The sequence below is a fragment of the Burkholderia cepacia complex sp. TUM26381 genome, from assembly GCF_057439935.1.
Window position 1 is genome coordinate 1909384 of record NZ_CM172006.1, and the last position, 22338, is coordinate 1931721.

Genomic DNA, 22338 nt, shown 5'->3' on the forward strand with positions numbered 1-22338 from the left:
GTGAAGAGTCAATACGGAGTTTGAATTGGTAGACGAATTCATGCCTATCCTTCAATCGCAGACGATGGAGGAGCTCGGGGCCCACGTGGGAAGTTTCTGCCGCGAGGCCGGATACCAAACTTATATCTATGCGGTTGTCTCGTCCGCGTCCGCCGGCGAGACGGGCGTCAATCACATCATCTCGAACTGTCCGGCCTGGCAGGATGTCTACGCCGAGCGTCGCTACGCGAACATCGACCCGATCCTCGCTCACGCACGCATGTCCTCGCTGCCGCTGCGATGGGAGCGCGCGATGTACAGTTCCGGAGAGCAGCGGTGCCTCGAAGCGGAGGCCCGTCGCTTCGGTCTCGTTCATGGCCTGAGCCTGCCGGTGCGCGGCCACCGGGGTGACATCGGCGTGCTGAGCGTCGCCTCCGACGGCTCCGAGGGCATCCCTGCGCACGACCTCGGGCAGACCGCGAAACTCAGTCTGCTTTGCGCGTATATCGAGGAAAAGGTCACCATGATCGCGCGCGAGACCAAAGGGCAGGGCGCGACGCGGATGTCCGGCATGAGTTCGCGCGAACGCCAATGCCTGCAGTGGTGTTCCGCAGGCAAGACGAGCTGGGAGATCGGCGAGATTCTCGGCATCACGGAACGAACCGTGAATTTTCACATCGGCAATGTCGTTCGGAAGCTCAATGCCAAGGGCCGTCGTCACGCGGTGACGAAGGCCATTTCCCTCGGGCTGTTGTGCGTGTGACAAGCACGCCAGCCGTTGCGTTGGGTCTGATCGCTCCGTCAACCTGGCTTCCGGAAACGGAACCGTGATCGGTCGACGGCCCCTTGATTCAGATAGCGGTTACCGGGCTTCGCCCGGTGTCCCCACGTCAATCCCGCCTGGCCGTGCGCATACAACTGGCCGACCAGCCGGCGAATCTGCAGGGCCGTCAACGCAAGCCAGCAGCGTACAGGCCGCTCCTCGAACCACCGATGGTCGCTGCCATCGATCTGCACCAGTTCGCCCAGGCAGGCCCGGCGTGCTCGTGGCTGATAGACCTTGGGCGGTCGTTGCCGGCGCGGAATCCAGAGCCCAGCGTCCGTCATCAGCTTCCTGACCGTTTCCTTCGACAACTGCAGCCCGTGGCATTCCCAGAGCTTCTCGCAGGCCAGCGTCGGGCCAAAATCGGCGTAGCGCTCACGAATCAGACTCAGGGCGCGATGAGCCAGATCCTCAGGCAGTTGATGGTTGCTCGGGCGACCACGCTTGCCTGACACCAATCCGGCCACGTCGGCTGCACGATAGCGCAACATGAGGCGCTCAACTTGCCGCACGCTCAAACTCAGCCGGTCGGCTGCCTGACCGGGCTTGAGCCGGCGCTCGGCCACTGCCTCAATGACCTTCAGCCGATCCACTTCACGCATCGTCATGGTGATCGTCCCAGTCGCGTTCATCGCCGGCGCTCCCTGAGGGGTGTTGGCGATCAACCTACAAGCCAAAACACGGCATTTTTATTTAGCGGAAACGCGACATCTGAACTTGGGACCTACACCAATGTCATACCCGGATTCAGATGTCCACCTTCCAGCTAATTAAAAATGTCCGGTTTTAAGGTTGGTTTTGCTGCGTTTCTTTCTTCGCTTTAACCGTTACGCAGAGTCGAAGGTCGGCGCCTGAACGGGCAGGGCGCTTGCGTTTGCTTCCTCAGTTTTTGCTGACCGACGGCCAGGTTTGTCTGCTGGCTTTGCGGTTTGCCGACGTTGCGCCAGATCGACGATCACATGCTCGACGTCGGCCTGCGTGATCTTGCGTTGCTTCTTCTTACCCGGCTCGGCCTCGTTTCTGTTGGTCCGCGTCGAGTCGCCTCGATGCGTTCGAGATGGGGCCTTGCCGATTCGACTGTTATCGCGTTGCGCCTGAAGCGCTTGCGCGATCTGCAGCACGTGACTCAAGCGCTTGTGTTCGACGACGGCACCTTGATCGATTTCAGACAGTCGGTCGTACTGTCTGCAGTCCAACACACGGTCGTCAGCCCGGAGTTCGATCCGTCCATCCGGGTACTCCAACACCTCGATCTGCCGGTCGATCAGCTTCCGGTTGGCCGGCGTGTCCTCCAGCAAGTACATCACTCGGTCGTACTGCACCGTCAGCGACTTCGTTACCTTCCGCGGCTCGCGCCACGTCAGCACCAGGTCCAGGCTTTCGTCAGGCCGCAGTGGTCGGTGCGCATTGAAGTCGCTCTTCGGCGGCTTCGCGAAGCGTGCGTTGTAGGCGGCCATGAAGGAGGGCGCGTAAGCGTTGGCGTCGGCTACCGTGTTGATGCCGCGCAATCGCATCTCCTTGACCAATCGGTCCTGCAACGTCAGGTGTGCTCGCTCGACTCGCCCCTTGGCTGAACTGCTGTTCGCGCAGAACGTGTCAATGTTCAACTCGTACATCGCCCGGCCGAACGGCGTCACGCGATTGCCAGTCTTGCCTGGCTTCACGTTGCGGAACACGCTGGCCTTGTCGCTGTAGAACGCCCCAGGTTTGCCGTGCCGTTCGATGTACGCGCGTGTCGCTTCGAAGTAGCTGAAGGTCGATTCCGTCTGCGTGAAGTGCAGCATCATCAGCCGGCTCGTCGCGTCGTCCACATACACCAGCAGCGTGCAGGCTGGCGCCCGTTCCTCGAACCACCGATGGTCGCTGCCGTCGATCTGGATCAGTTCGCCCAGGCACGCCCGGCGCGCTCGAGGCTGATAAATCTTCGGCGGTCGCTGCCGGCGCGGCACCCATAAACCTGCCTCCGTCATCAGCTTCCTAACCGTCTCCTTGGCCAGCCGAATGCCGTGACATTCCCAGAGCTTCTCGCAGGCCAGCGTCGGCCCAAAATCGGCGTAGCGATCGCGGATGATCGACAGCGCCCGGTCGGCGGCTCCTGGGTCCAGCCGACGATTGCCGGGCTTCGATCGGTGTCCCGATACCAAACCCGCCGCGCCGTATTCCCGAAGCCGGGCGACCAGCCGGCGAATCTGCCGCGTCGTCAATTCCAGCCGTTCCGCTGCACGCCAAGGCTTGAGCTTGCCGTCCGCGACGTCCTGAATGACCTTGAACCTGTCCAGCTCGCGCATCGTCATCGTGATCCGCTCCGTTGCAGCCATCGCAGCCTCCGGCGCCGGACACCCGGCGGCCGAACAGCTTACGCGGCACGAAAGCGGACATTTCAATCTAGCCACTACACCAAAAACTATCGATAATTATGATTATGTCAAATATGAAATTTACCCGGTGACCGCCCTGAAATCACCGCCGGACAACGCCCGAATCGCACCTCACCGGCCGTCCGCAGCCATCCCTTTCACGGACACGAACCACCCCCGACGATCCCCCTGATCGCCGCAATCTCCAACCGGTCACCACGAACCGCCCGCATCAGGACAACATCATCCCTTGCATCTTGTGCGAGAAATGCGCGCGCTCGGCCGTCTCCATCAGCATCAGGAATTCGTCCTGCATCATGTGGATCAGCGCTTCGTGGTCGCCGGCCTCGAAATAGACTTCCGGCTGTTGCGCGAGGCGTTCCTCGAGGAACGTCTTCATCCCGTACGCCATGCAGACCGGCGGCAGCGCACCCATGTCGCAATCCTTGAACAACTCGCGCAACTCGACCTCCCGGGCGAGCACGAGATGGCGTCCCGTCTTCACCCAGAGATCCGACAGGCGCACGGCGTGCGTCGTCGGCAAAACGGCGGCGACGTAGCCCTCGTCGTCTTCAAGGAGCACGGTTTTCGCGAGGCGATCGCCGGGAATGTGCGCCGCGGCGGCCGTCTCCATGCTCGTATGGCTATAGGGGTGGTACACGACTTCGTACCGCGATGACTTCTGGCGCAGGCAATCCTGCAGGGTGGCTGATACTGGCATGGCACACCTCGTCTGGGCGAATCGGGCGAACGGAGTTCGCTCCGGATTCGTTCAGCATAGGTCGCATTCCGGCCAATGGAAACGCCCTCGCGTAACGTCCGTCCGGGCGGCCCGGCAGCCGGTTCCGGTCTTCACCCTGTCCGGCCGCCCTCGCCCTTCGGCATGTGAAATCCGGGCCCGGAATACGCCTGGCAGACCCTCTTTTCCTGTAGACGAATGGACGCTTCGCAGGCTCGCGCGCGTATGCGCCCATCAATAGGCGGATGCCGAAGCACTAGACCGTTAGTTGCACTTTAAGGAAACCAGCAGGACGATACCAGCCTGGCATCCGCAAAAAAGGCCGACGTGCAGACGTCGGCCGGCGTGTCGCCAAACCGCGCCGCCAAGGGCTTGCCCGGTGACCTATACTGAGCCGGCCGCCCGTCATCCCGCGGCGGCACCCGACTTCCGGAGCCACCATGCATTACCAGTTGATCTACGAACTCGTCGACGACTACCTGTCGCGGCGCGAACCGTTCCGTGCGCAGCATCTCGCGCTCGCGCAAGCCGCGACCGAGCGCGGCGAACTCGTGCTCGCCGGCGCGCTGACGGATCCGGCCGATCAGGCCGTGCTCGTGTTCGAAGGCGATTCGCCTGAAGCGGCCGAGTCGTTCGCGCGCGCCGATCCATACGTGCAGAACGGCCTCGTGAAATCGTGGCGCGTACGGCCGTGGCGCGTCGTGATCGGCAAGCACGCGCCGCGCTAGGCGCGCAGCACGCCTACAGCCACCCTGCCCGCTTGAAACGCCACCACAGCGCGAAGTCGGCGACGACCATCACCGCGATGCAGCCGTAGAAGCCGTATTTCAGGTGCAGTTCGGGCATGTTCGCGAAGTTCATCCCGTAGATGCCGGCGATCATCGTCGGTATCGCGAATAACGCGGCGAACGAACCGAGCCGCTTCGTCACTTCGCTCTCGGCCAGCGAAATCATCCCGAGGTTGACCTGGATCGCCGTGACGACCATCTCGCGGCGCCCTTCGATCGTCTTCACGATCCGCTGCAGATGGTCGTACACGTCGCGGAAGTAAGCGGCCATTCCGCTGCAGACCTGCGGCACGCGCCCGCCCGTGAGCTTCGCGAGCGGCTCCATCAGCGGCGCCGTGTGCTGGTACAGCAGCACGAGCCGGCGTTTCAGCGAATAGAGATCCTCGATGACCGCGCGCGACGACGCGGGCGTCGCCTTCGCGAAGATGCGGTCCTCGAGTTCTTCCAGCTCGGTGCCGAGCGTTTCGAGGATCGGAAAATAGCGGTCGACGACCTGGTCCATCAGCGCATAGAACACGAACGCCGCCCCCTCCTGCAGCAGATGCGGCTCGCGCTCGCAACGCTTGCGCACCTCGCGGAAATCCTGCTCGGTATGGTTGCGGATCGACAGCACGTAATTCGGGCCGACGAACACGTTCAGTTCGCCGACCTTGAATTCGCCTTCCTCGTCGAGTTCGACCGTATGCAGTACCGCGAACAGCGAATCGCCGTATTCCTCGATCTTCGGCCGCTGATGCCCCTTGCGGGCATCCTCGAGCGCGAGCTCGTGCAGCCCGAACTCCTCGCCCATCAGGTCGATTTCGTCGGGCGTCGGATCCTTCAGCGCGACCCACACGAAGCACTCGGGCTTCGACACGTAATCGCTGATGGCGTCGATATCGATGTCGGCCAGCTTGCGGCCGTCCTGGTAAGCAGCACAGTTGATCAGCATGTTGTCCGTGATGTTGCGGTTTGCGCATCAGTTTACCGGTTTGCTGCGCGGACGGCCCGGCTTGCACGGCACGCCGATATTGGTCATGATCGGGCTGCGTGCGCCGCAGCACGCACACCGGGGTACTTCGACAGGCCCGCCGGACCCGCGTAGTGCGACGCGCAACGGCCATGCGGCCCAACCGTCAAGGAGACAGACCTATGTGGTATTTCTCGTGGATACTCGGCATCGGCGTGGCACTCGGCTTCGGCATCATCAACGCGATGTGGCTCGAAGCGGAAGTGTTCTCGCGCGGCGACAAGCGCAATGGCGCGTCCAGCCAGGGGTCGGGGAGCACGCATTCGTGACGCATCTGGTGTTCTTCTGCGGTCACGCCGGCACCGGCAAGACCACGCTCGCGAAGCGGCTCATCGGGCCGCTCATGCGTGCAACGGGCGAAGCGCTCTGCCTGCTCGACAAGGACACGCTATACGGCCGCTACAGTTCGGCCGCGATGGGCGCGCTCACGGAAGACCCGAACGATCGCGACAGCCCGCTCTACCTGAAACACCTGCGCGATCCTGAATACCACGGCCTGCTCGACACGGCCCGTGAAAATCTCGCGCTCGGCATCGGCGCGATCGTCGTCGGCCCGCTGTCGCGCGAAGTGCGCGACCGGCGCATCCTCGATCGCACGTGGCTCGGCATCGCGCCCGATGTCACGCTGACGGTCGTCTGGGTCCACACGTCGGAAGACGTCGCGCACCAGCGGATCGTCGCGCGCGGCAATCCGAACGATGCGTACAAGCTCGCGCACTGGGACGAATACCGGCAGCGCCGCTTCGTGCCGACCGGCCACGAATGCGACGGCATCGTGATGTTCGACAACACGGCACCATCCGACGCGGACATCGATGCGCTGCTGTGCCGCATCGCGCCGCCTGCGCAACCCGCGACGATGGTCCCGCCGCTACCGGCCTGAGCGCGCCGCCCGGCGCCCTTCCCGCTTCCCCCAAAAAACAACGCCGGAAGCGCTGCTGCGCTCCCGGCGTCGTACGGCCCTCGTGCCCGAGGCTGGCGAATGGTCAGGCGACCGCGTGCACGCGCTCCATCGTGCCGCCTTCGTACAGCTTGCCGAAGCGGTTCGACAGGAACGCCTTCAGCGACACCTTTTCCTGCGGGATGAAACCGCTCTGCGGCAGCTTCTTCTCGCGGAACAGATCCAGCACCGCGCACATCGCGCCGGCCGTCGTGATCTGGATCGCGCTCATGTGCATCCCGCACACGTCCTTCGCGAAGATCTTGCGCGTGAACACGTCCTGCACCAGCTGGCCGTCCTTCACGCCCGTCACCGTGATGAACACGAGCACGACGTCCTGCTTGGTCGACGGCACCGCGCGGCGCATGATCGACTTCAGCGTGTCGCGGTCGGTCGACAGACGCAGGTCTTCCAGCAGGAACTGGACGAGGTCGCGGTGGCCCGGGTAGCGCACCGACTTGTAGTCGAGCGTCTCGACTTTGCCCGACAGCGTCTCGCACAGGGTGCCGAGGCCGCCCGACGTGTTGAACGCTTCGTATTCGGTGCCGTCGAGCGAGAAGTGCTCGAGGCCTTCGAGCGGCTGCACCCACTGCTTGCGGCCGTCGCGGATCGCTTCGCACGGCTGGCAGTATTCGTTGATCAGGCCGTCGACGCTCCACGTCAGGTTGTACTTCAGCGCGTTGGTCGGGTACTCGGGCAGCGCGCCGACGCGCATCTTCACGTCACGCACTTCAGTGAAGCCGTTCACGAGTTCGTGCGCGGCGAGGCCGATGAAGCCCGGCGCGAGGCCGCACTGCGGCATGAACGCGCGATCCGAGCCGTCGGCCAGTTCGCGGATCGCGTGCGTCGCACGCACGTCTTCGGTCAGGTCGAAGTAGTGCACGCCGGCAGCCTTCGCAGCGGCGGCGACATTAACCGCGAGGTAGTAAGGCAGCGCGTTGACGAGCGCATCGAAGCCCTTCACTGCTTCGCGAATCGCATTCGCGTCGGCCGAATCGACTCGTTGCGTCGCAATGCCTTCGCGCGACAGCTTCGCGAGCGCATCCGCATCGCGGTCGAACGCGACGACTTCGTAGTCGCCCGTTTCACGCAGCATGTGAGCAATGGTGTGGCCGATCAGACCTGCGCCGACGATGGCGATTTTCATGCGCTTATCTCCTGATGATGGGTTGGTGTTGTGAACGGCGTTGAGCCATGAACACAGTTTAGAGACGCGCAAAATCAGTTCCAAGACGAAGAATGATGCGAAACGACCGATAATTTCGACGTAACGACGACATATTTCGTCGAAACGTCGAAACGACGTGTTTTCACCCGCGGCCGGCCCGCTATGGCTGGCCTAAGTTTCGCGATTCAGACTGCATGCCGATCACCCGATTTCCAAGGAGGCATCGCATGCAATCCCTGCCCGTCCATCGCGCGTCGCACTGGCTGAACAAGGTGCCCGACGTCGCGCTGTCGTTCTGGATCATCAAGATCATGTCGACCACGGTCGGCGAAACCGGCGCGGACTTTCTCGCGGTCAACGCGGGCCTCGGCCAGACCGTCACGCGCGTCGCGATGGCGTCGCTGCTCGCGATCGCGCTGTGGCTGCAGTTGCGCACGCGCCGCTACGTGCCGTGGATCTACTGGCTCACGGTGGTGCTGGTCAGCATCGTCGGCACGCAGATCACCGACCTGCTCACCGACGGCCTGAACGTCAGCCTGTATGCGAGCACCGCCGCGTTTGCCGTCGCGCTCGCCGCGATCTTCTTCGTATGGCATCGCGTCGAAGGCACGCTGTCGATCGACACGATCGTCACGCCGCGGCGCGAGCTGTTCTACTGGGCTGCGATCCTCTGCACGTTCGCGCTGGGCACCGCCGCCGGCGATCTCGCGACCGAGGCGCTCGGGCTCGGCTTCACGCTCGGCGCACTGGCCTTCGGCGCGTCGATCGCGGCCGTGTTCGCGATGTGGCGGTTCGGCTTCAACGCGGTGCTGGCGTTCTGGATCGCGTACATCCTGACGCGCCCGTTCGGCGCGTCGCTCGGCGATTTGCTCACGCAGGCCCGCGCCTATGGCGGGCTCGGCTTCGGCGCCGCGTGGACGAGCCTGTTGTTCCTGACCGTGATCGTGCTGCTCGTCGCCGTCGCGCAATTCGGCAGCAGCGCGCAGACGCGCGCCGGCGCCGCCGAATGACGCCCTTTTCCTTCCGTTCATCGCATCGAGGACATCCCATGCCCATTCCGAATTCCGTTTCCCGTCTCGTCATGGCCGCGGCAGCGATTGCCGTGCTCGGCGCCGCCGCCGGCTGCTCGAAACAGCAGGATGCGAACGCATCGACCTCGGCGCCTTCGACGGCCGCCTCGTCGTCCGCGGCGCCCCGCGCATCGAAACTCGGCGACCTGTCGCAGTTCCGCACGATCGCCGCCGACGTGAACACGCTCGTCGGCAAGGACGACCTGCCCGGCGCGAAAACGCGCATCAAGGATCTGGAGATCGCGTGGGATTCGGCCGAGGCCGGCCTCAAGCCGCGCGCGGCCGCCGACTGGCACATGGTCGACCAGGAGATCGACCGGGCGCTCGCCGCGCTGCGCGCCGACCATCCGACCCAGGCCGATTCGGCCGCCGCGATGAAGAACCTGCTCGCGGCATTCGACCGATTCGGCAGCCAGTAAGCGCAGACCGGCGATGCGCCGGGCGCGCCGCACGTGACGCGCGCCCGGGAATCGCATACGCTGGCGGCGATCCCGCGGCACGGAGAACACGCATGCGAATACTGCTGGTCGAGGACGACCCGATGATCGGCGAGGCAGTCCATGCCGCGCTGAAGGACGCGTCGTACGCCACCGACTGGGTCACCGACGGCGGGCGCGCGCTGACCGCGTTCGCCGCGCAGCCCTACGACCTGGTCCTGCTCGACCTCGGCCTGCCCGGCCGCGACGGGCTCGACGTGCTGGCCGGCATCCGCGCGAAGGACGCCGGCACGCCACTGCTGATCGTCACCGCGCGCGACGGGCTCGACGATCGTCTGCGCGGCCTCGACGGCGGCGCCGACGATTACATCGTGAAACCGTTCGACATGGCCGAGCTGCTCGCGCGGATTCGCGTCGCGATCCGGCGCCGGGCCGGCTCGGCCGCGCCGCTGCTGAGCAACGGAATCGTGTCGCTCGACCCCGCGACGCGCGAAGCGACCGTCGACGGGCATGCGCCGGTTGCACTGTCGAACCGCGAGTTCTCGCTGTTGCGTGCGCTGCTGGTACGCCCCGGCGCGATCCTGTCGCGGCGCGAGCTCGAGGATCGCCTGTACGGCTGGGGAGAGGAAGTCGAAAGCAACGCGGTCGAATTCCTGATCCATTCGCTGCGCCGCAAGCTCGGCAGCACCGTGATCAAGAACGTCAGGGGGGCGGGATGGATGGTTTCAAGAAACGCCTGAACGAATCGATCGGGTTTCGCCTGTCGGTCGCGCTGTCGGCCGCGATCCTCGTCGTCGCCACGGTCGCGGCCGCGTTCGCGTTTTCATCGGCATTCGACGAAGCGCACGAATTGCAGGACGACGTGCTGCGCGAAGTCGCGACGCTGCTCGATCGCCAGCGTGCGCCTGCGCCGCGGGCAGCAGACACCGGCCCCGCGCGAGAAAGCGACGAGCTGTCGCGCGTGATCGTGCAGCCGCTCGGCGGCGATCCGCAACCGCGCACCGACGGCGGGCCGACGCTCGCGCTGCCGCCGACGCTCGCCGACGGGCTGCACACGGTCGATGCCGGCGGCAGCGCCTATCGCGTGATGGTCCGTACGTTCGCGAACGGCGAGCGCATCGCAGTCGCGCAGGAAGCCGGCATGCGCGACGACGTCGCGCGCGAGAGCGCGTGGCGCACCGCGCTGCCGCTGCTGATCCTCGTGCCGATCCTGCTGCTGCTCGTCGCCGATCTCGTGCGCAAGCTGTTCCGTCCGGTCGCCATGCTGTCGGCCGGGATCGACGCGCGCGACGAACACGACCTGCGCCCGGTGCCGGCCGAGCACGTGCCGGTCGAGGTGCGGCCTTTCGTCGTCGCGATCAACCGGATGCTTGCGCGCGTCGCACAATCGGTCGACGCACAGCGCCGCTTCGTCGCCGATGCCGCACACGAGCTACGCTCGCCGCTCACCGCGATGTCGCTGCAGGCTGAGCGCCTGGCCGGCACCGACCTGCCGGACGATGCGCGTGCACGGCTCGCCGCCCTGCGCGGCGGGCTCGACCGCAGCCGCCACCTGATCGGGCAGCTCCTCGCGCTCGCACGTGCGCAAAGCGCGCCGGCCGCCGCGCCTGGCGCCGTGTCGGTACATGCGGTCTATCGCCGTGTGCTGGAAGACCTGATGCCGCTCGCCGAGGCGAAAGCGATCGACATCGGCGTCGAGGACGGTCCAGATACCTGCGTGCCCGTCGACGAGCTCGAACTCGCGTCGCTGGTCATGAATCTGGTCGACAACGCGATCCGCTACACACCGGCCGGCGGTCGCGTGGACCTGTGGACGCAAGCCACGGACACGCATGCCTGCGTGTCGGTCGTCGATAGCGGGCCGGGCATCGCCCCGCAGGAACGCGAGCGCGTGTTCGATCCGTTCTATCGCGTGCCCGGCAACGTGCAGATCGGTTCGGGGCTCGGCCTGTCGATCGTGAAGATCCTCGCGGACCGGATGGGCGCCGACGTCACGCTCGCGTATGCGGACGAGCGGGCCTCGCTCGGCTTGCGCGTGTCGGTGCGGATTCCGCTCGTGCGCCCGTCAAACGCAGCGCAGCGCAGCCCCGCGACCGGGCCGACAACCGATTGACCCGCTACGCGCGCACCAGGCGTCAGCCGCCGATCGTCCCGCGATCGATCTTGCGCGACAGGATGATCGACGTCGTCGTGCGCTCGACGCCTTCGAGCGTGCCGATCTGGTCGAGCAGGTCGTTGAGCCTTTCGGGCGAATCGGCGCGCAGCCACGCGACGTAGTCGTACTCGCCGCTCACCGCGCACAGCAGCTGCACTTCCGGCATCCGGTCCAGCTTGCGCAATACGTCCTTGCCGAACTTCGGCGTGAGGATGATGCCGACGTACGCGTAAATGCTCGCGTCGAGCACGTCCTGCCCGAGCCGGACGCTGTACCCCGCGATCACGTTGGTGCGTTCGAGCCGCGCGATGCGCGCAACGACCGTCGTGCGCGCGACGTCGAGCTGGCGCGCGAGATCCGCGACGCTGGCGCGCGCATCGGCTTGCAGCAGCGCGACGAGTTGCCGGTCGAGATCGTCGAGTTGGTCGAGGCGGGGTGGACGCATGAGGCTGTGCCGACGCGCGATGCGCCGGCCGAGTGGAAGGTGACGCGATGATAGCGCCGAACACCGGCACGCCCAAACGGCATCGCCGGAATCCGGTCCGAACCTTTCAATTTCGATTCGTATCGGATGTAAGCAAGTGTCGCATTCACTGCTGCGCTGCACGCAACGTGCTACTAATAGCGTGCGACGCGAGATGCGTGCTTGCGGCAATGGCCGCCGCGCCCGCTCGCACGACACCACCCCGGAGAGCCAACCATGAAGAAAATCTCGCTCACCCTCGCTACGCTCGCCGTTGCAGCCAGCGCGTTCGCGCAAACCCCGGCCCAGCCGCAAGCGCCCGCCCAGGCCCCGGCCACGACGGCCGCGGCGTCGGCCCCGAGCGCCGAGCAGCGCGCGGCACGCCACGAAGCGCGTATCGAGCAGCGCATCAAGTACCTGCACGACCAGTTGAAGATCACGTCGGCGCAGGAACCGCAATGGAAGACGTTCGCCGATACGATGCGCGACAACGGCGAAACGATGGGCCGCCTCTACAGCCAACGGATGGCCAAGCACGACGTCTCCGCGCTCGACGACATGAAGCAGTATGCGGAACTGTCGCAGGCGAACGCCGACGGTGCGAAGAAGCTCGCCGACGCCTTCGCACCGCTCTACGAGAGCTTCCCGGCCGAGCAGAAGGCGCTGGCCGACACGACGTTCCGCAGCTGGCTGCACCACGGCGGCGAGCACCGCGGCAAGGGCAAGGCGAAGGGCAAGGAAGGCAAGGCGGCCGCCGCGCCGGCCGCGAGCGCACCCGCGCAACCCTGACGGCCCTCTCCGCCGGCGCCGTGGCCCGCCCGGGCCTGACGGCGCCGCGCCTCTGCCGGCGATCGGCGCGCCACACGGCGCGCCGAATTCGGGATAAGCTCCCGGCTTTCCCGCTTTCCCGCCCTTCCCCGCCATGCTCGAACTCAAGCAACTCGATCTGCGCATCGATCCGCAGGCCCGTCGCGTCGTCAAGGACGAAACCGTCGCTGTTTCCTTCGCGGAGGCCGACGGCGAACTGATGAGCCTCGAAGGCCCGAACCGCTATGTGGCGGGCGACGCCTTGATCACCGGCTCGACCGGCGACCGTTGGGTCGTGTCGCGCGCGCGCTTCGACGCCAAATACCTGCCCGCCGATCCGGCGCTCGCCCACGGCGCGCCGGGCGCCTACCGGAACCGGCCGGCCGTCGTGCTGGCCCGCCGGATGGACGAACCGTTTACGATCGCCCGCTCGGAAAACGGCGACACGCTGCGCGGCGTCGCCGGCGACTGGGTCATGCAGTACGCGCCTGGCGACTACGGCGTCGTGCAGGCGCAGCGCTTCGCGCAGGTCTACCGCGACGCGTAATCGGCCGCGCCGGCACGCTGCCGGCGCCCGTCCTCACGCAAAGTCTTCGTCGAGTTCGAGTTCCGCGTCACGTTCGACGGCCTCGCCGGCCGCGTGCCGCTCCTCGAGCGACCCGAGCATCGCTTCCGTATACGCATGCAGCACCGCGTGACTGCGCGCGCGCTGCATCGGCTTGAGCGCCAGATAGCGCGCGAATGCCGCCGGCACGATGCGGATCGCGAGCGTCATCCGCTTCGGCGTCGCGCCGAAACGCATCGCGAGCCAGTGTACGGACAGGCAGCGCCCGCGCGCATCGCTGATTTCGGCGAAGCGTGTCTGCTCCGGAAAGAGATCGCAGATCACGCGCGCGAGCGCGTCGAATTCCGCGCTCTGGCATTCGATCAGATAGTCGTCCATTCCGCTCCCCCGTCAGGCCGCCGCACGCGACGGCCGGCACGTCTTCACCAGCACGACGGCCAGGACCGCGGCCAGCACGAAATACGCGGCCTCGACCCACGCGGCCGGCAGCACGCGCACCTGGTACAGCAGCGTCGGCGTCGCCGCGAGCGCATGCAGCACGATCGCAAGCGGCAACACGGCCATCCGGCCGGCGCGCACGCCGCGCCAGACCAGCACCGACAGCGCGAGCTGCACCGCGAACGCCGCGCAGCGTTCGAGCAGCAACAGCAGGATCGACTGTGCCGACAGCGTCGCGAGCATCATGTGCAGCCGCACCACGGTGTCGACCGGCAGGTCGGACAGCTGCGTCTCGAGCTGGCCACGGCTCGCGAGCCATGCGAGATACGACCACTGCCCCCACACGAGCACGCCGACGAACCACGCCTCGGCCCCGGCGTGACCGATCCCGTAGCCGACCCCGCGACCGTCGCCGGCCGATTCGCCATAGCGGCGGTTCAGGAAGCGCATCCCGAGATAGCGGCCGATTTCCTCGAACACGGCGGTGGCGAGCGCGCCGTACGCGACGAACGCGAGCGGCTGCGTCAGCCAGCCGTCCTCCGGCGTGTGACTCAGCACGAGCCCGTGGAACGCGCGCTCGGCGATCATCGCGAACAGCGTGAAGACGGCGACGCCGACGATCGTGTCGCGGCGGTTGAGCGCAAGCGGCTTGCGCAGGATGCGGTAGAGGACGAGCGGCAGCAGCGCGATGATCAGCGTGGCGGCAATCAGCAGCGCCAGCGTGACGGGAGCGACAGTCATGTATTTCCTTGTTCGGGGCAGCGCACCTGACGCGCTGCGTGCCCCGAATGATACTCAGCTTGCGGTCGACGCGCGCGCACACAGTTCGCCGGGCAGCATCGCGACGCGCACGTCGCCCGCCGCGCCGTCGATCCGCTCGTGCACGAATTCGACGGCCTTGTAGCCGATTTCGTAGGTCGGCTGACGGATCGTCGTGATACCGATCAGCTCGGCCCACTCCGGATCGTCGATCGACAGCAGCGCTGCCTTCTGCTGCCAGGCGGCGCCGAAACGCGCGCGCAAGTGGCGTGCGATCGAGAGCGCGACCGGCGCATTCGCGGCGAACAGCGCCGCACGTACGCCACGTCGCGCCGCATCGTCGATGCGGGTGTCGATGTCGGCAAGCGCGGCGGCGGCCGCATCGGGTTCGTTCAGGTCGAGCACGACCGTCGGCGGCACCGGCAGCCCGCGCGCATCCAGCGCCGCGCGGAACGCGGCCTCGCGTACGCGCCGCGAGCTGATGCGCTCGAACGGCTGCACGACGAAATGGATCGCGTCGAACCCGTGTTCGATCAGGTGCTCGAGCGCCATCTCGATCGCGTCGGCGTTGTCGAGCCCGATCAGGTCGGCCTCGAAGCCCTCGACCGTCCGGTCGACGAGCACGGCCGGGATCCCCGCACCGCGCAGCGGGCGCAGCACGTCTTCCTCGGCGCCGAGCGCGTTGACGATCAGCCCTTCGACACGGTAGGTCGTGAGCAGCTGCAGGAAGCGGCGCTCCATCTCGACCTCGTTCGCCGCGTGGCAGATGAGCGGCATGTAGCCGAGCGCATGGCACGCGGCCTCGACGCCCTGCAGCACTTCGACGGTGTAAGGATTGGTCAGGTCGGCTGCGAGCATGCCGAGCAGCCGGTTGCGGCCGCGCTTGAGCCCGCGCGCCATCTGGTTCGGCCGGTAGTTGAGCCGTGCGATCGCCGCCTCGATGCGCTGGCGCAGATCGATGGACAGCACATGCGTCTCGCCGTTCAGGTAGCGCGAAACACTGGTCTTGCCCGTGCCGGCCTCGCGCGCGACGTCGCTGATCGTCGCCGGACGCGTCGTGGAAGGTTGCGAATCGGTCACTGTCGTGCCTCGCGACGTACGATCCGCGCCGCTTCGTGAGCAGACGGACCTTTGTTGTTGGAAACGTAAGCCATCCGGCGGCCTCCCCTGTCTGAGCGCTTCTGCGCCTGCGCTGGTCCCGTGCTTCGCGGTCGATCAGCGCCCGCCAGTCGCGTGCATCGGCAGTCGGCCGCCCGGACCTGGCGCGGATCCCCGCCGCCCGACGCCACCGGCAGTGTAGCCGGGCCGTCGATGCGACGAGAGCGGGCGATCATAACGCAGCCAGCCCTCCCGCACCAAGATCATCGACTCTAACCGCGCCGGCCGGATGCCGGGGGCCGCTCAGGCGTGCGCCAGCGCGTCCGGATTGACGAGATTCGTGCGCAACCTGCCGGCCAGCGCGCCGACCAGGTTTTCCGCGGCGCAGCGCGCCATCGCGTGGCGCGTCTCGTGCGTCGCCGAGCCGATATGCGGCAGTGCGACGACGTTCTTCATCTGCAGCAGCGGCGAATCCGCCGGCAGCGGTTCCTTCTCGAACACGTCGAGTCCCGCGCCGCGGATCGTGCCCGCACGCAGCGCGTCGACCAGCGCGGCTTCGTCGACGACCGGCCCGCGCGATGCATTGATCAGGATCGCGTTGCGCTTCATCTTCGCGAATTCGGGCGCGCCGATCAGGTGGTGCGTCTGCGGCGACAGCGGCACCTGCAGGCACACGAAATCGGATTGCGCGAGCAGTTCGTCGAGCGTCACGCGCCGTGCGCCGTACTGCGTCTCGGCTTCCGCATGCGCGGAGCGGTTCGCGTACAGCACCTGCATCCGGAAGCCGAGCGCGGCACGGCGCGCGACCGCGCCGCCGATCCGCCCGAGCCCGACGATGCCGAGCGTCTTGCCCTGCACGTCGGTGCCGTACAGGTCGGGGCCGATGCTGCGATGCCAGTTCCCGGCCTTCACCCACTCGGCCAGTTCGACCACGCGCCGCGCGGACGCCAGGATCAGCGAAAACACCGTATCGGCGGTCGACTCGGTCAGCACGTCCGGTGTATGCGCGAGCACGATGCCGCGCCGCGTGAGATCGGCGACGTCGAAGTTGTCGTAGCCGACCGAGATCGTCGACCACGCCTTCAGCCGCGGTGCGCGGTCGAGCATCTGCGGCGTGACCTTCAGGCTCGCGCCGATCGCGCCGTCCGCGTCGCCGAGTGCAGCGGCAAGTGCGTCGGCGCCATCGGCCTGCACGACGTCCGCATGCTCGCGCAGATACGCGAGAACGTCATCGGGCAGCGGCTTGTACGCGACGATACGGGGCTTCATCGTTTCATTTTCCTTGCAGCGGCGCAGCGAGCGGATGCGCATCGCGCGCCTGGGGTTTGACGGACAGCGTGAGGATCACCGCGGCGACGAGCGCGGCGCTCATGAACGCATACGATGCGACGGGCGACCCGGTCGCACCGTTCAGGTAGCCGACGAAGTACGAACCGACGAACGAGCCGAGCGCGCCCATGCTGTTGATCAGCGCCATTGCGCCGCCGGCGACGTTCTTCGGCAGCAGTTCCGGCACGATCGCGAAGAACGGGCCGTACGGCGCATACATCGCGGCGCCCGCGACGACCAGCAGCGCATACGAGATCCAGAAATGCGACGAGCCGAGCGCGTACGATGCGGCGAACGCGCCCGCGCCGATCAGCAGGAACGGCCACACGAAACCGCGGCGCGAGCCGACCTTGTCGGACGCCCACGATGCGGCGAGCATCGCGATCGTCGCCGCGAGATACGGCAACGCGGACAGCCAGCCGGTCGCGACCATCCCGAGGTCGGAACCGTTCTTGACGATCGACGGCAGCCACAGCACGAAGCCGTACACGCCGATGCTCCAGCAGAAATACTGCGCGCACAGCTTGATCACGGCCGGCGAGCGGAACGCTTCGCCATAGTTGCGCACCGGCTTGATCGCTGCCTGCTCGGCCGCGAGCGCGGCGTCGAGGTCGCGCTTTTCCTGCGCGGTGAGCCACGGCGAGTCGGCCGGCTTGTCCTGCACGAGGAACCACCAGCACACGGCCCAGATGACGGCCGGCACGCCTTCGGCGATGAACATGTGGCGCCAGCCGAATTCATGCACGAGATAGCCCGACACGATCGACATCCACAGCACGGTGACCGGGTTGCCGAGGATCAGGAACGTGTTCGCGCGCGAGCGCTCGTTCTTCGTGAACCAGTTGCTGATGTAGATCAGCATCGCCGGCATCACGGCCGCCTCGACGATGCCGAGCACGAAGCGGATTGCCATCAGCGACGGGATGTTGCTGACCACGCCCGTGAGCGCCGCGCAGCCGCCCCACAGGATCAGGCTGACGAACACGAGCTTCTTCACGCTGCGGCGTTCCGCGTAGATCGCGCCGGGGATCTGGAAGAAGAAGTAACCGAGGAAGAACAGCGCGCCGATCAGCGACGACAGGCCCTTGCTGATGCCGAGGTCCTGGTTGATGCCGGCCGCCGCCGCGAACCCGTAGTTCGCGCGGTCGAGGTAAGCGAGGCTGTACGTGATGAAAACGATCGGCATGATCGTCCACCAGCGTCGGGCTGCGAGATTGGCTGCCATGAGCGTGTCTCCGTATGTCGACCGGCATCGGCGCGCTGGCGCCCGCTCCGGTCCCATCCTTTAGGGGTGTCGACCGGAGATGACGCTTTGGCGCCGGCCCGGCCTCGAACAAAACCATTGTGCGTCGTGCACAAAATGAATCCGCGGATTGTGCCGTGTTCGGCCTCTCATTGCGCGGTGACGATTTCCTCTAAGCGATCGATGCGATTGCTGACATTTTCGAGTCGGTCGAGGGCTTCGCGCGTCGGCAATCCTTCCGAATCGCCGATCACCTGGATCGCGAGCGCCCCGATCCGGTTCCCGCGCGCGACGGCTTGCTCGATGCTCCGCCCTTCCAGCAGCGCGCTGACCACGCCGACCGCGAAGCCGTCGCCGGCGCCGACCGTGTCGACGACACGCCCGACACGCTCGCCCGCAACCGTGCCTTCGCGGCCGTCGGCCGTGCGGTAATAGGCGCCCTCCGCGCCGAGCTTGATCACGACGCCGCGTGCGCCCTGCGCGAGATAGAAGCCCGCGATGTCGGCCGGCGTGTCGTGTCCGGTCAGCTGCCGCCCTTCGGCGAGGCCCGGCAGCACCCAGTCGGCGAGCGTCGCGAGCGCGTTCAACGTCTTCGCCATCACGTCGGCGGACGGCCACAGCGTCGGGCGCAGGTTCGGGTCGAACGAGATCGTCTTGCCGGCCGCGCGCATCTCGCGCGCCAGCTGGAACGCCAGCTCGCACGAGGTCGCGGAGATCGCCGGTGCGACGCCCGTCAAGTGCAGATGGCGCGCGCCGAGCACGTAGTCGGCCACGTAGTCGTCGCACGACAGGTGGCTCGCGGCCGAGCCCTTGCGGAAATATTCGACGGTCGGATCGCTGCCGTCGTCGTTGCGCGACTTCAGCTGGAAACCGGTCGGGTAACGCGGATCGACGGTCACGCACGACGCGTCGATCCCTTCGCGCGCCAGCGTGTCGAGCACGTAGCCGCCGAACGAATCGCGGCCCACGCGGCTCATCCAGCCGACCCGGAAGCCGAGCCGCGACAGGCCGATCGCGACGTTCAGGTCGGCGCCCGCGATCCGCTTCGTGAATTGCCCCGCGTGCGCGAGATGGCCCGGCTCGGTCGCGACGAACATCGCCATCGCTTCACCGTAGGTCACGACATCGAGTGCTGCTTTCATGAATGAACTCCTTCGGATCCTGCCGCCGTCACGCGGTCGCGAGCCACGCGACACGCCGGCAGGCATCGCCTGCCAGGTCGGCCGCGTCGAACGGAAATTCGATGCCGCGCGGCGCATGCTGCGGCAGCGCCGCGAGCACGCCGGTCACGAGCGCATCATCCGGCGCCGGCGCGGCGGCGAAACGACGCGCGCCCTCGCCCTCGACGGCCTTGCAATGAATGTATTCCACATGCGGCGCGAGCACCTGCGCGCAATCAAGCGGTGCTTCACCGGGCCACTGCCAGTTGCCGATGTCGAACGTCATGCCGAGCGCGTCGGGCATGCCCGCTTCCGCCAGTGCAGCGAACAGCCCGCGGAACTGCGCGAACGCGCCGCCAACCTGCAACTGGCCGTTCTCGACCACCACGCGGGCCTTCGCACCGCGCGACAGCGCGACGATGTCGGCTGCGTGCGCATCGCCGGCGAAGCCGCCGAGCTGGAATTTCACGAAGCGCGCGCCGAGCGCGTCGGCTTCCGCGAGCGCGTCGCGCAATGCGCCGGCATCCAGCGCACCCGTTTCCGTATATAGCGTGGCCGGTGTCGAATAGACCGACCACAGCTTGTGGCCGTCGATCTGCGCGCCGAGCGCGGCCAGCGCGCCGGGCGCCGCGTCGTCGTCCGACGCGAACAGTTCGCGCCGCACCTCGAAACCGGCCGCGCCGGATGCCGCCACGGTCGCGACGAATGCGCTGTGGCCCTCCTGACGCACGCGGTCCATCCCGAATGCGCTCGCCACGATCACGATGTCTGCCATTTTGCCCTTTTTTACCGGAATGGAACCGGTTCCATTTGCTTGAGACGGATGGTGCGCTTCGCGTCTGGGCCACGCCATAGAGGAAATCCCTAAGACCGGACCTCACGCGAACGCGCGCACGACGGCGCGCAACTCGCGTTCCCGGGCCGGTTTTCGGCCGCCTACGCGAGGTCCTGCGCGAGACTCATGTCGAGGAACTGCGCGGCGACCCGCGACGGTGCGCCGCCGTGCGGCACAAGTATGGAGAAATGCCGCGTGAGCGGCGCCGGCGCGAGCGAGCGCAGCACGAGCGCCGCATCCTGGTGACGCAGCGACATCGCGGACACGAACCCGACGCCCATCCCGGCGCGCACGGCCTCCTTCACGGCCTCGACGCCGGCAATCTCGAACGCGACTCGCATCGGCGCGCCGCCATGCGCGAACGCGCGCTCGACGAGCTGCCGCACGGCGGAGCCCGCCTCGCGCAGCACGAGCGGGTGCGCGGCGAGCGCGTCGAGCGTCACGCCCGCGTCGTAGCCGGACGCGGCCAGCGGATGGCCGGCCGGCACGATCGCGACGATCTCGTCCTCGTGCCACGCATGGACGGCCGTGCCGGGCGGCAGCGCCTCGCCGGGCGGCCCCTCGATCAGCGCGATGTCGAGCGACGGCAGCGCGGCCACCACGTCGGCCGTATTGCCGCTCATCGTCTGGATCGTCACGCGCGGCGCAAGCGGCTGGAATGCCGCGATCAGGTACGGCAGCAGGTAGCTCGCAGGCGTCGTGCTCGCGCCGATGCGCAGCGTGCCGGCCTCGAGGCCCCGCACCGCGTCGCGAAACGCACGCGCCTGCGCGAACGTGTCGCGCTGCGCCTTCGCGTACTGCGCGAGCTGCTCGCCGACCGGCGTCAGGCGGATGCCGCGGCCGTCGCGCTGGTACAGCGGCTCGCCGAATTCGTCCTGCAGCAGCCGCAACTGGCCCGACACGGCCGGCTGCGACAGATGCAGCGCCACGGCGGCGTGGCTGATGTTCAGGTGTTCGGCGACGGCGGCGAACGTTATCAGTTGATCCGGGGTCATGGGGATAAATTATCGGCTTTCCGGATAGTTTACGTCACAAATCACAATTTTTCATATCGATATAACGAAATTAGGATTACACCATCGCCACACGCTCCATCACGGTGCTTCCATGTCCACTGCTCCGACTCCCCATCTCAGCCATGCCGCGCCGTCGGTGCGCGGCCAGTTGAACGGCGTGCTGTTCGTCGCGCTGTTCGCCGCCGCCGTCACGAGCTTGTCCCAGCTTCCCGCGATCGCGGGGCTCGGCCTGTCGCCGCTGATCGTCGGCATCGTCGCCGGCGCGCTGTACGGCAACGCGCTGCGCGACGGCATGCCGGCCAGCTGGGCGGCCGGCGTCAACTTCTCCGCGCGCAAGCTGCTGCGCATCGCGGTCGCGTTCTTCGGGTTGCGCGTGAGCCTGCAGGAAATCGCGCAGGTCGGGCTGCCGGGCCTCACGGTGTCGGTGCTGGTCGTCGTCAGCACGCTCGTGATCGGCACCTGGGCCGGCATGAAGCTGATGAAGCTCGACCGCGACGCCGCATTGCTGACCGCCGCCGGCAGCGCGATCTGCGGCGCGGCCGCCGTGCTCGCGTTCGAATCGACGCTGCAGTCGAAGCCGCACCAGAGCGCGATGGCCGTGGGCAGCGTCGTGCTGTTCGGCACGCTGTCGATGTTCCTGTACCCGATCGCATATCACGCCGGGCTGCTGAACCTCGATCCGGCCGGTCTCGGCCTGTTCTTCGGCGGCACGATCCACGAGGTCGCGCAGGTGGTCGGCGCGGCGAGCGACATCAGCCCGCAGGTCGCGCACGTCGCGACGATCGTGAAAATGACCCGCGTGATGCTGCTGGTCCCGGTGCTGCTGGTGCTCGGCTGGTGGCTCGCCCGCTCGGCGCGGGCAACGGCCGGCGGCGCGCAAGGCAAGCGCAAGGTGGCGGTACCCTGGTTCGCGCTCGGTTTCCTCGGCTTCGTGATCGTCAATTCGCTGAACGTGCTGCCGGCGGACGTCACGCATACGCTGAACGTGCTCGACACCTTCGCGCTGACGATGGCCATGACCGCGCTCGGCATCGAGACGCGCGTCGCGCAGATCCGCGCCGCCGGCCCGCGTGCGCTGATGACCGGCCTGATCCTGTACGTGTGGCTGATCGCCGGCGGCTACGGGATCACCTGGGCCGTGCAGCACTGGCTTGGCTGAG

Annotated in this window: 24 protein-coding genes and 1 pseudogene; 11 read left to right on the top strand and 14 right to left on the bottom strand. The window is 66.9% G+C overall.

All coding sequences use genetic code 11. The features are described 5' to 3' along the window. Positions 1-25 precede the first annotated feature (25 nt). Positions 26-742: a helix-turn-helix transcriptional regulator gene (locus ACWMMN_RS08900; protein ID WP_155627136.1), complete on the top strand. Its 717-nt coding sequence runs from the start codon at positions 26-28 to the stop codon at positions 740-742. Positions 743-936: 194 nt separating this feature from the next. Here ACWMMN_RS08900 and ACWMMN_RS08905 read toward each other — a convergent pair. The 3 genes and pseudogenes from ACWMMN_RS08905 to ACWMMN_RS08915 form a co-directional block, all read right to left on the bottom strand. After that, positions 937-1434 (bottom strand): annotated as a pseudogene (locus tag ACWMMN_RS08905) (helix-turn-helix domain-containing protein); the annotation flags it as partial. A gap of 195 nt (positions 1435-1629) precedes the next feature. Continuing rightward, entirely contained in the window at positions 1630-3120 is a 1491-nt protein-coding gene (locus ACWMMN_RS08910; protein WP_334069054.1) for an ISNCY family transposase, read from the bottom strand. A gap of 271 nt (positions 3121-3391) precedes the next feature. After that, positions 3392-3880: an aminoacyl-tRNA deacylase gene (locus ACWMMN_RS08915; RefSeq protein ID WP_059234117.1), complete on the bottom strand. Its 489-nt coding sequence runs from the start codon at positions 3878-3880 to the stop codon at positions 3392-3394. A 458-nt stretch (positions 3881-4338) separates the two neighbouring features. Here ACWMMN_RS08915 and ACWMMN_RS08920 point away from each other — a divergent pair, with 458 nt between their 5' ends. After that, positions 4339-4626, top strand: a complete 288-nt coding sequence (locus ACWMMN_RS08920) for a YciI-like protein (RefSeq protein ID WP_174991524.1) — start codon at positions 4339-4341, stop codon at positions 4624-4626. A 13-nt stretch (positions 4627-4639) separates the two neighbouring features. Here ACWMMN_RS08920 and corA read toward each other — a convergent pair whose 3' ends face one another. Continuing rightward, entirely contained in the window at positions 4640-5617 is a 978-nt protein-coding gene (corA, locus tag ACWMMN_RS08925) for a magnesium/cobalt transporter CorA (protein WP_059234115.1), read from the bottom strand. 200 nt (positions 5618-5817) lie between these two features. Between corA and cydX the strand changes: the two genes are divergently transcribed. Next, entirely contained in the window at positions 5818-5964 is a 147-nt protein-coding gene (cydX, locus tag ACWMMN_RS08930) for a cytochrome bd-I oxidase subunit CydX (RefSeq protein ID WP_174991526.1), read from the top strand. After that, complete coding sequence (locus ACWMMN_RS08935; RefSeq protein ID WP_174991527.1) at positions 5961-6578, top strand: P-loop nucleotide/nucleoside kinase family protein; 618 nt, start codon at positions 5961-5963, stop codon at positions 6576-6578. Before cydX ends, ACWMMN_RS08935 begins: the two co-directional genes overlap by 4 nt. Before the next feature lie 103 nt (positions 6579-6681). On the opposite strand, the gene ACWMMN_RS08940 is transcribed toward ACWMMN_RS08935, so the two are convergent. Then, positions 6682-7782, bottom strand: a complete 1101-nt coding sequence (locus tag ACWMMN_RS08940; RefSeq protein WP_059234113.1) for a saccharopine dehydrogenase family protein — start codon at positions 7780-7782, stop codon at positions 6682-6684. Positions 7783-8030: 248 nt separating this feature from the next. Here ACWMMN_RS08940 and ACWMMN_RS08945 point away from each other — a divergent pair, with 248 nt between their 5' ends. From ACWMMN_RS08945 to ACWMMN_RS08960, 4 genes are all read left to right on the top strand, one after another. Further along, positions 8031-8813 carry a COG4705 family protein gene (locus ACWMMN_RS08945; RefSeq protein ID WP_059234112.1) on the top strand — a complete coding sequence of 261 codons (783 nt, stop codon included), beginning with the start codon at positions 8031-8033 and terminating at the stop codon, positions 8811-8813. A 38-nt stretch (positions 8814-8851) separates the two neighbouring features. Beyond that, positions 8852-9292 (top strand): hypothetical protein, encoded by a 441-nt coding sequence (locus ACWMMN_RS08950; RefSeq protein WP_340624140.1) that lies wholly within the window; start codon positions 8852-8854, stop codon positions 9290-9292. Positions 9293-9384: 92 nt separating this feature from the next. Continuing rightward, positions 9385-10050: a response regulator transcription factor gene (locus ACWMMN_RS08955; RefSeq protein WP_059234110.1), complete on the top strand. Its 666-nt coding sequence runs from the start codon at positions 9385-9387 to the stop codon at positions 10048-10050. Next, entirely contained in the window at positions 10026-11423 is a 1398-nt protein-coding gene (locus ACWMMN_RS08960) for a sensor histidine kinase (RefSeq protein WP_342702156.1), read from the top strand. Before ACWMMN_RS08955 ends, ACWMMN_RS08960 begins: the two co-directional genes overlap by 25 nt. A gap of 22 nt (positions 11424-11445) precedes the next feature. Here ACWMMN_RS08960 and ACWMMN_RS08965 read toward each other — a convergent pair whose 3' ends face one another. Then, positions 11446-11910: an Lrp/AsnC family transcriptional regulator gene (locus ACWMMN_RS08965; protein ID WP_006481526.1), complete on the bottom strand. Its 465-nt coding sequence runs from the start codon at positions 11908-11910 to the stop codon at positions 11446-11448. Between the two features lie 255 nt (positions 11911-12165). Between ACWMMN_RS08965 and ACWMMN_RS08970 the strand changes: the two genes are divergently transcribed. Continuing rightward, positions 12166-12717 carry a Spy/CpxP family protein refolding chaperone gene (locus ACWMMN_RS08970; RefSeq protein WP_486422586.1) on the top strand — a complete coding sequence of 184 codons (552 nt, stop codon included), beginning with the start codon at positions 12166-12168 and terminating at the stop codon, positions 12715-12717. A 133-nt stretch (positions 12718-12850) separates the two neighbouring features. Next, the gene (locus ACWMMN_RS08975) at positions 12851-13282 is read left to right on the top strand and encodes a PGDYG domain-containing protein (RefSeq protein WP_486422587.1); all 432 of its coding nucleotides are present in this window, start codon (positions 12851-12853) and stop codon (positions 13280-13282) included. A 33-nt stretch (positions 13283-13315) separates the two neighbouring features. Here the strand turns inward: ACWMMN_RS08975 and ACWMMN_RS08980 are convergent, their stop codons facing one another. The 8 genes from ACWMMN_RS08980 to ACWMMN_RS09015 form a co-directional block, all read right to left on the bottom strand. Then, positions 13316-13678, bottom strand: coding sequence for a DUF3022 domain-containing protein (locus ACWMMN_RS08980; RefSeq protein ID WP_059234106.1), 363 nt, complete (start codon positions 13676-13678; stop codon positions 13316-13318). 12 nt (positions 13679-13690) lie between these two features. Further along, entirely contained in the window at positions 13691-14479 is a 789-nt protein-coding gene (locus ACWMMN_RS08985; protein WP_486422588.1) for a YhfC family intramembrane metalloprotease, read from the bottom strand. A gap of 54 nt (positions 14480-14533) precedes the next feature. Beyond that, positions 14534-15577, bottom strand: a complete 1044-nt coding sequence (locus ACWMMN_RS08990; RefSeq protein ID WP_059234104.1) for a LacI family DNA-binding transcriptional regulator — start codon at positions 15575-15577, stop codon at positions 14534-14536. Positions 15578-15898: 321 nt separating this feature from the next. Beyond that, positions 15899-16864 (bottom strand): NAD(P)-dependent oxidoreductase, encoded by a 966-nt coding sequence (locus tag ACWMMN_RS08995; protein WP_486422589.1) that lies wholly within the window; start codon positions 16862-16864, stop codon positions 15899-15901. 4 nt (positions 16865-16868) lie between these two features. Next, positions 16869-18149, bottom strand: a complete 1281-nt coding sequence (locus tag ACWMMN_RS09000; protein WP_059234103.1) for an MFS transporter — start codon at positions 18147-18149, stop codon at positions 16869-16871. Positions 18150-18316: 167 nt separating this feature from the next. After that, positions 18317-19309, bottom strand: a complete 993-nt coding sequence (locus tag ACWMMN_RS09005) for a sugar kinase (protein ID WP_059234102.1) — start codon at positions 19307-19309, stop codon at positions 18317-18319. A gap of 28 nt (positions 19310-19337) precedes the next feature. Continuing rightward, positions 19338-20102, bottom strand: coding sequence for a xylose isomerase (locus ACWMMN_RS09010; RefSeq protein ID WP_059234101.1), 765 nt, complete (start codon positions 20100-20102; stop codon positions 19338-19340). A 161-nt stretch (positions 20103-20263) separates the two neighbouring features. Beyond that, positions 20264-21157 carry a LysR family transcriptional regulator gene (locus ACWMMN_RS09015; RefSeq protein WP_174991532.1) on the bottom strand — a complete coding sequence of 298 codons (894 nt, stop codon included), beginning with the start codon at positions 21155-21157 and terminating at the stop codon, positions 20264-20266. 112 nt (positions 21158-21269) lie between these two features. Here ACWMMN_RS09015 and ACWMMN_RS09020 point away from each other — a divergent pair, with 112 nt between their 5' ends. Then, positions 21270-22337: a YeiH family protein gene (locus ACWMMN_RS09020; protein ID WP_059234099.1), complete on the top strand. Its 1068-nt coding sequence runs from the start codon at positions 21270-21272 to the stop codon at positions 22335-22337. Position 22338 lies beyond the last annotated feature (1 nt).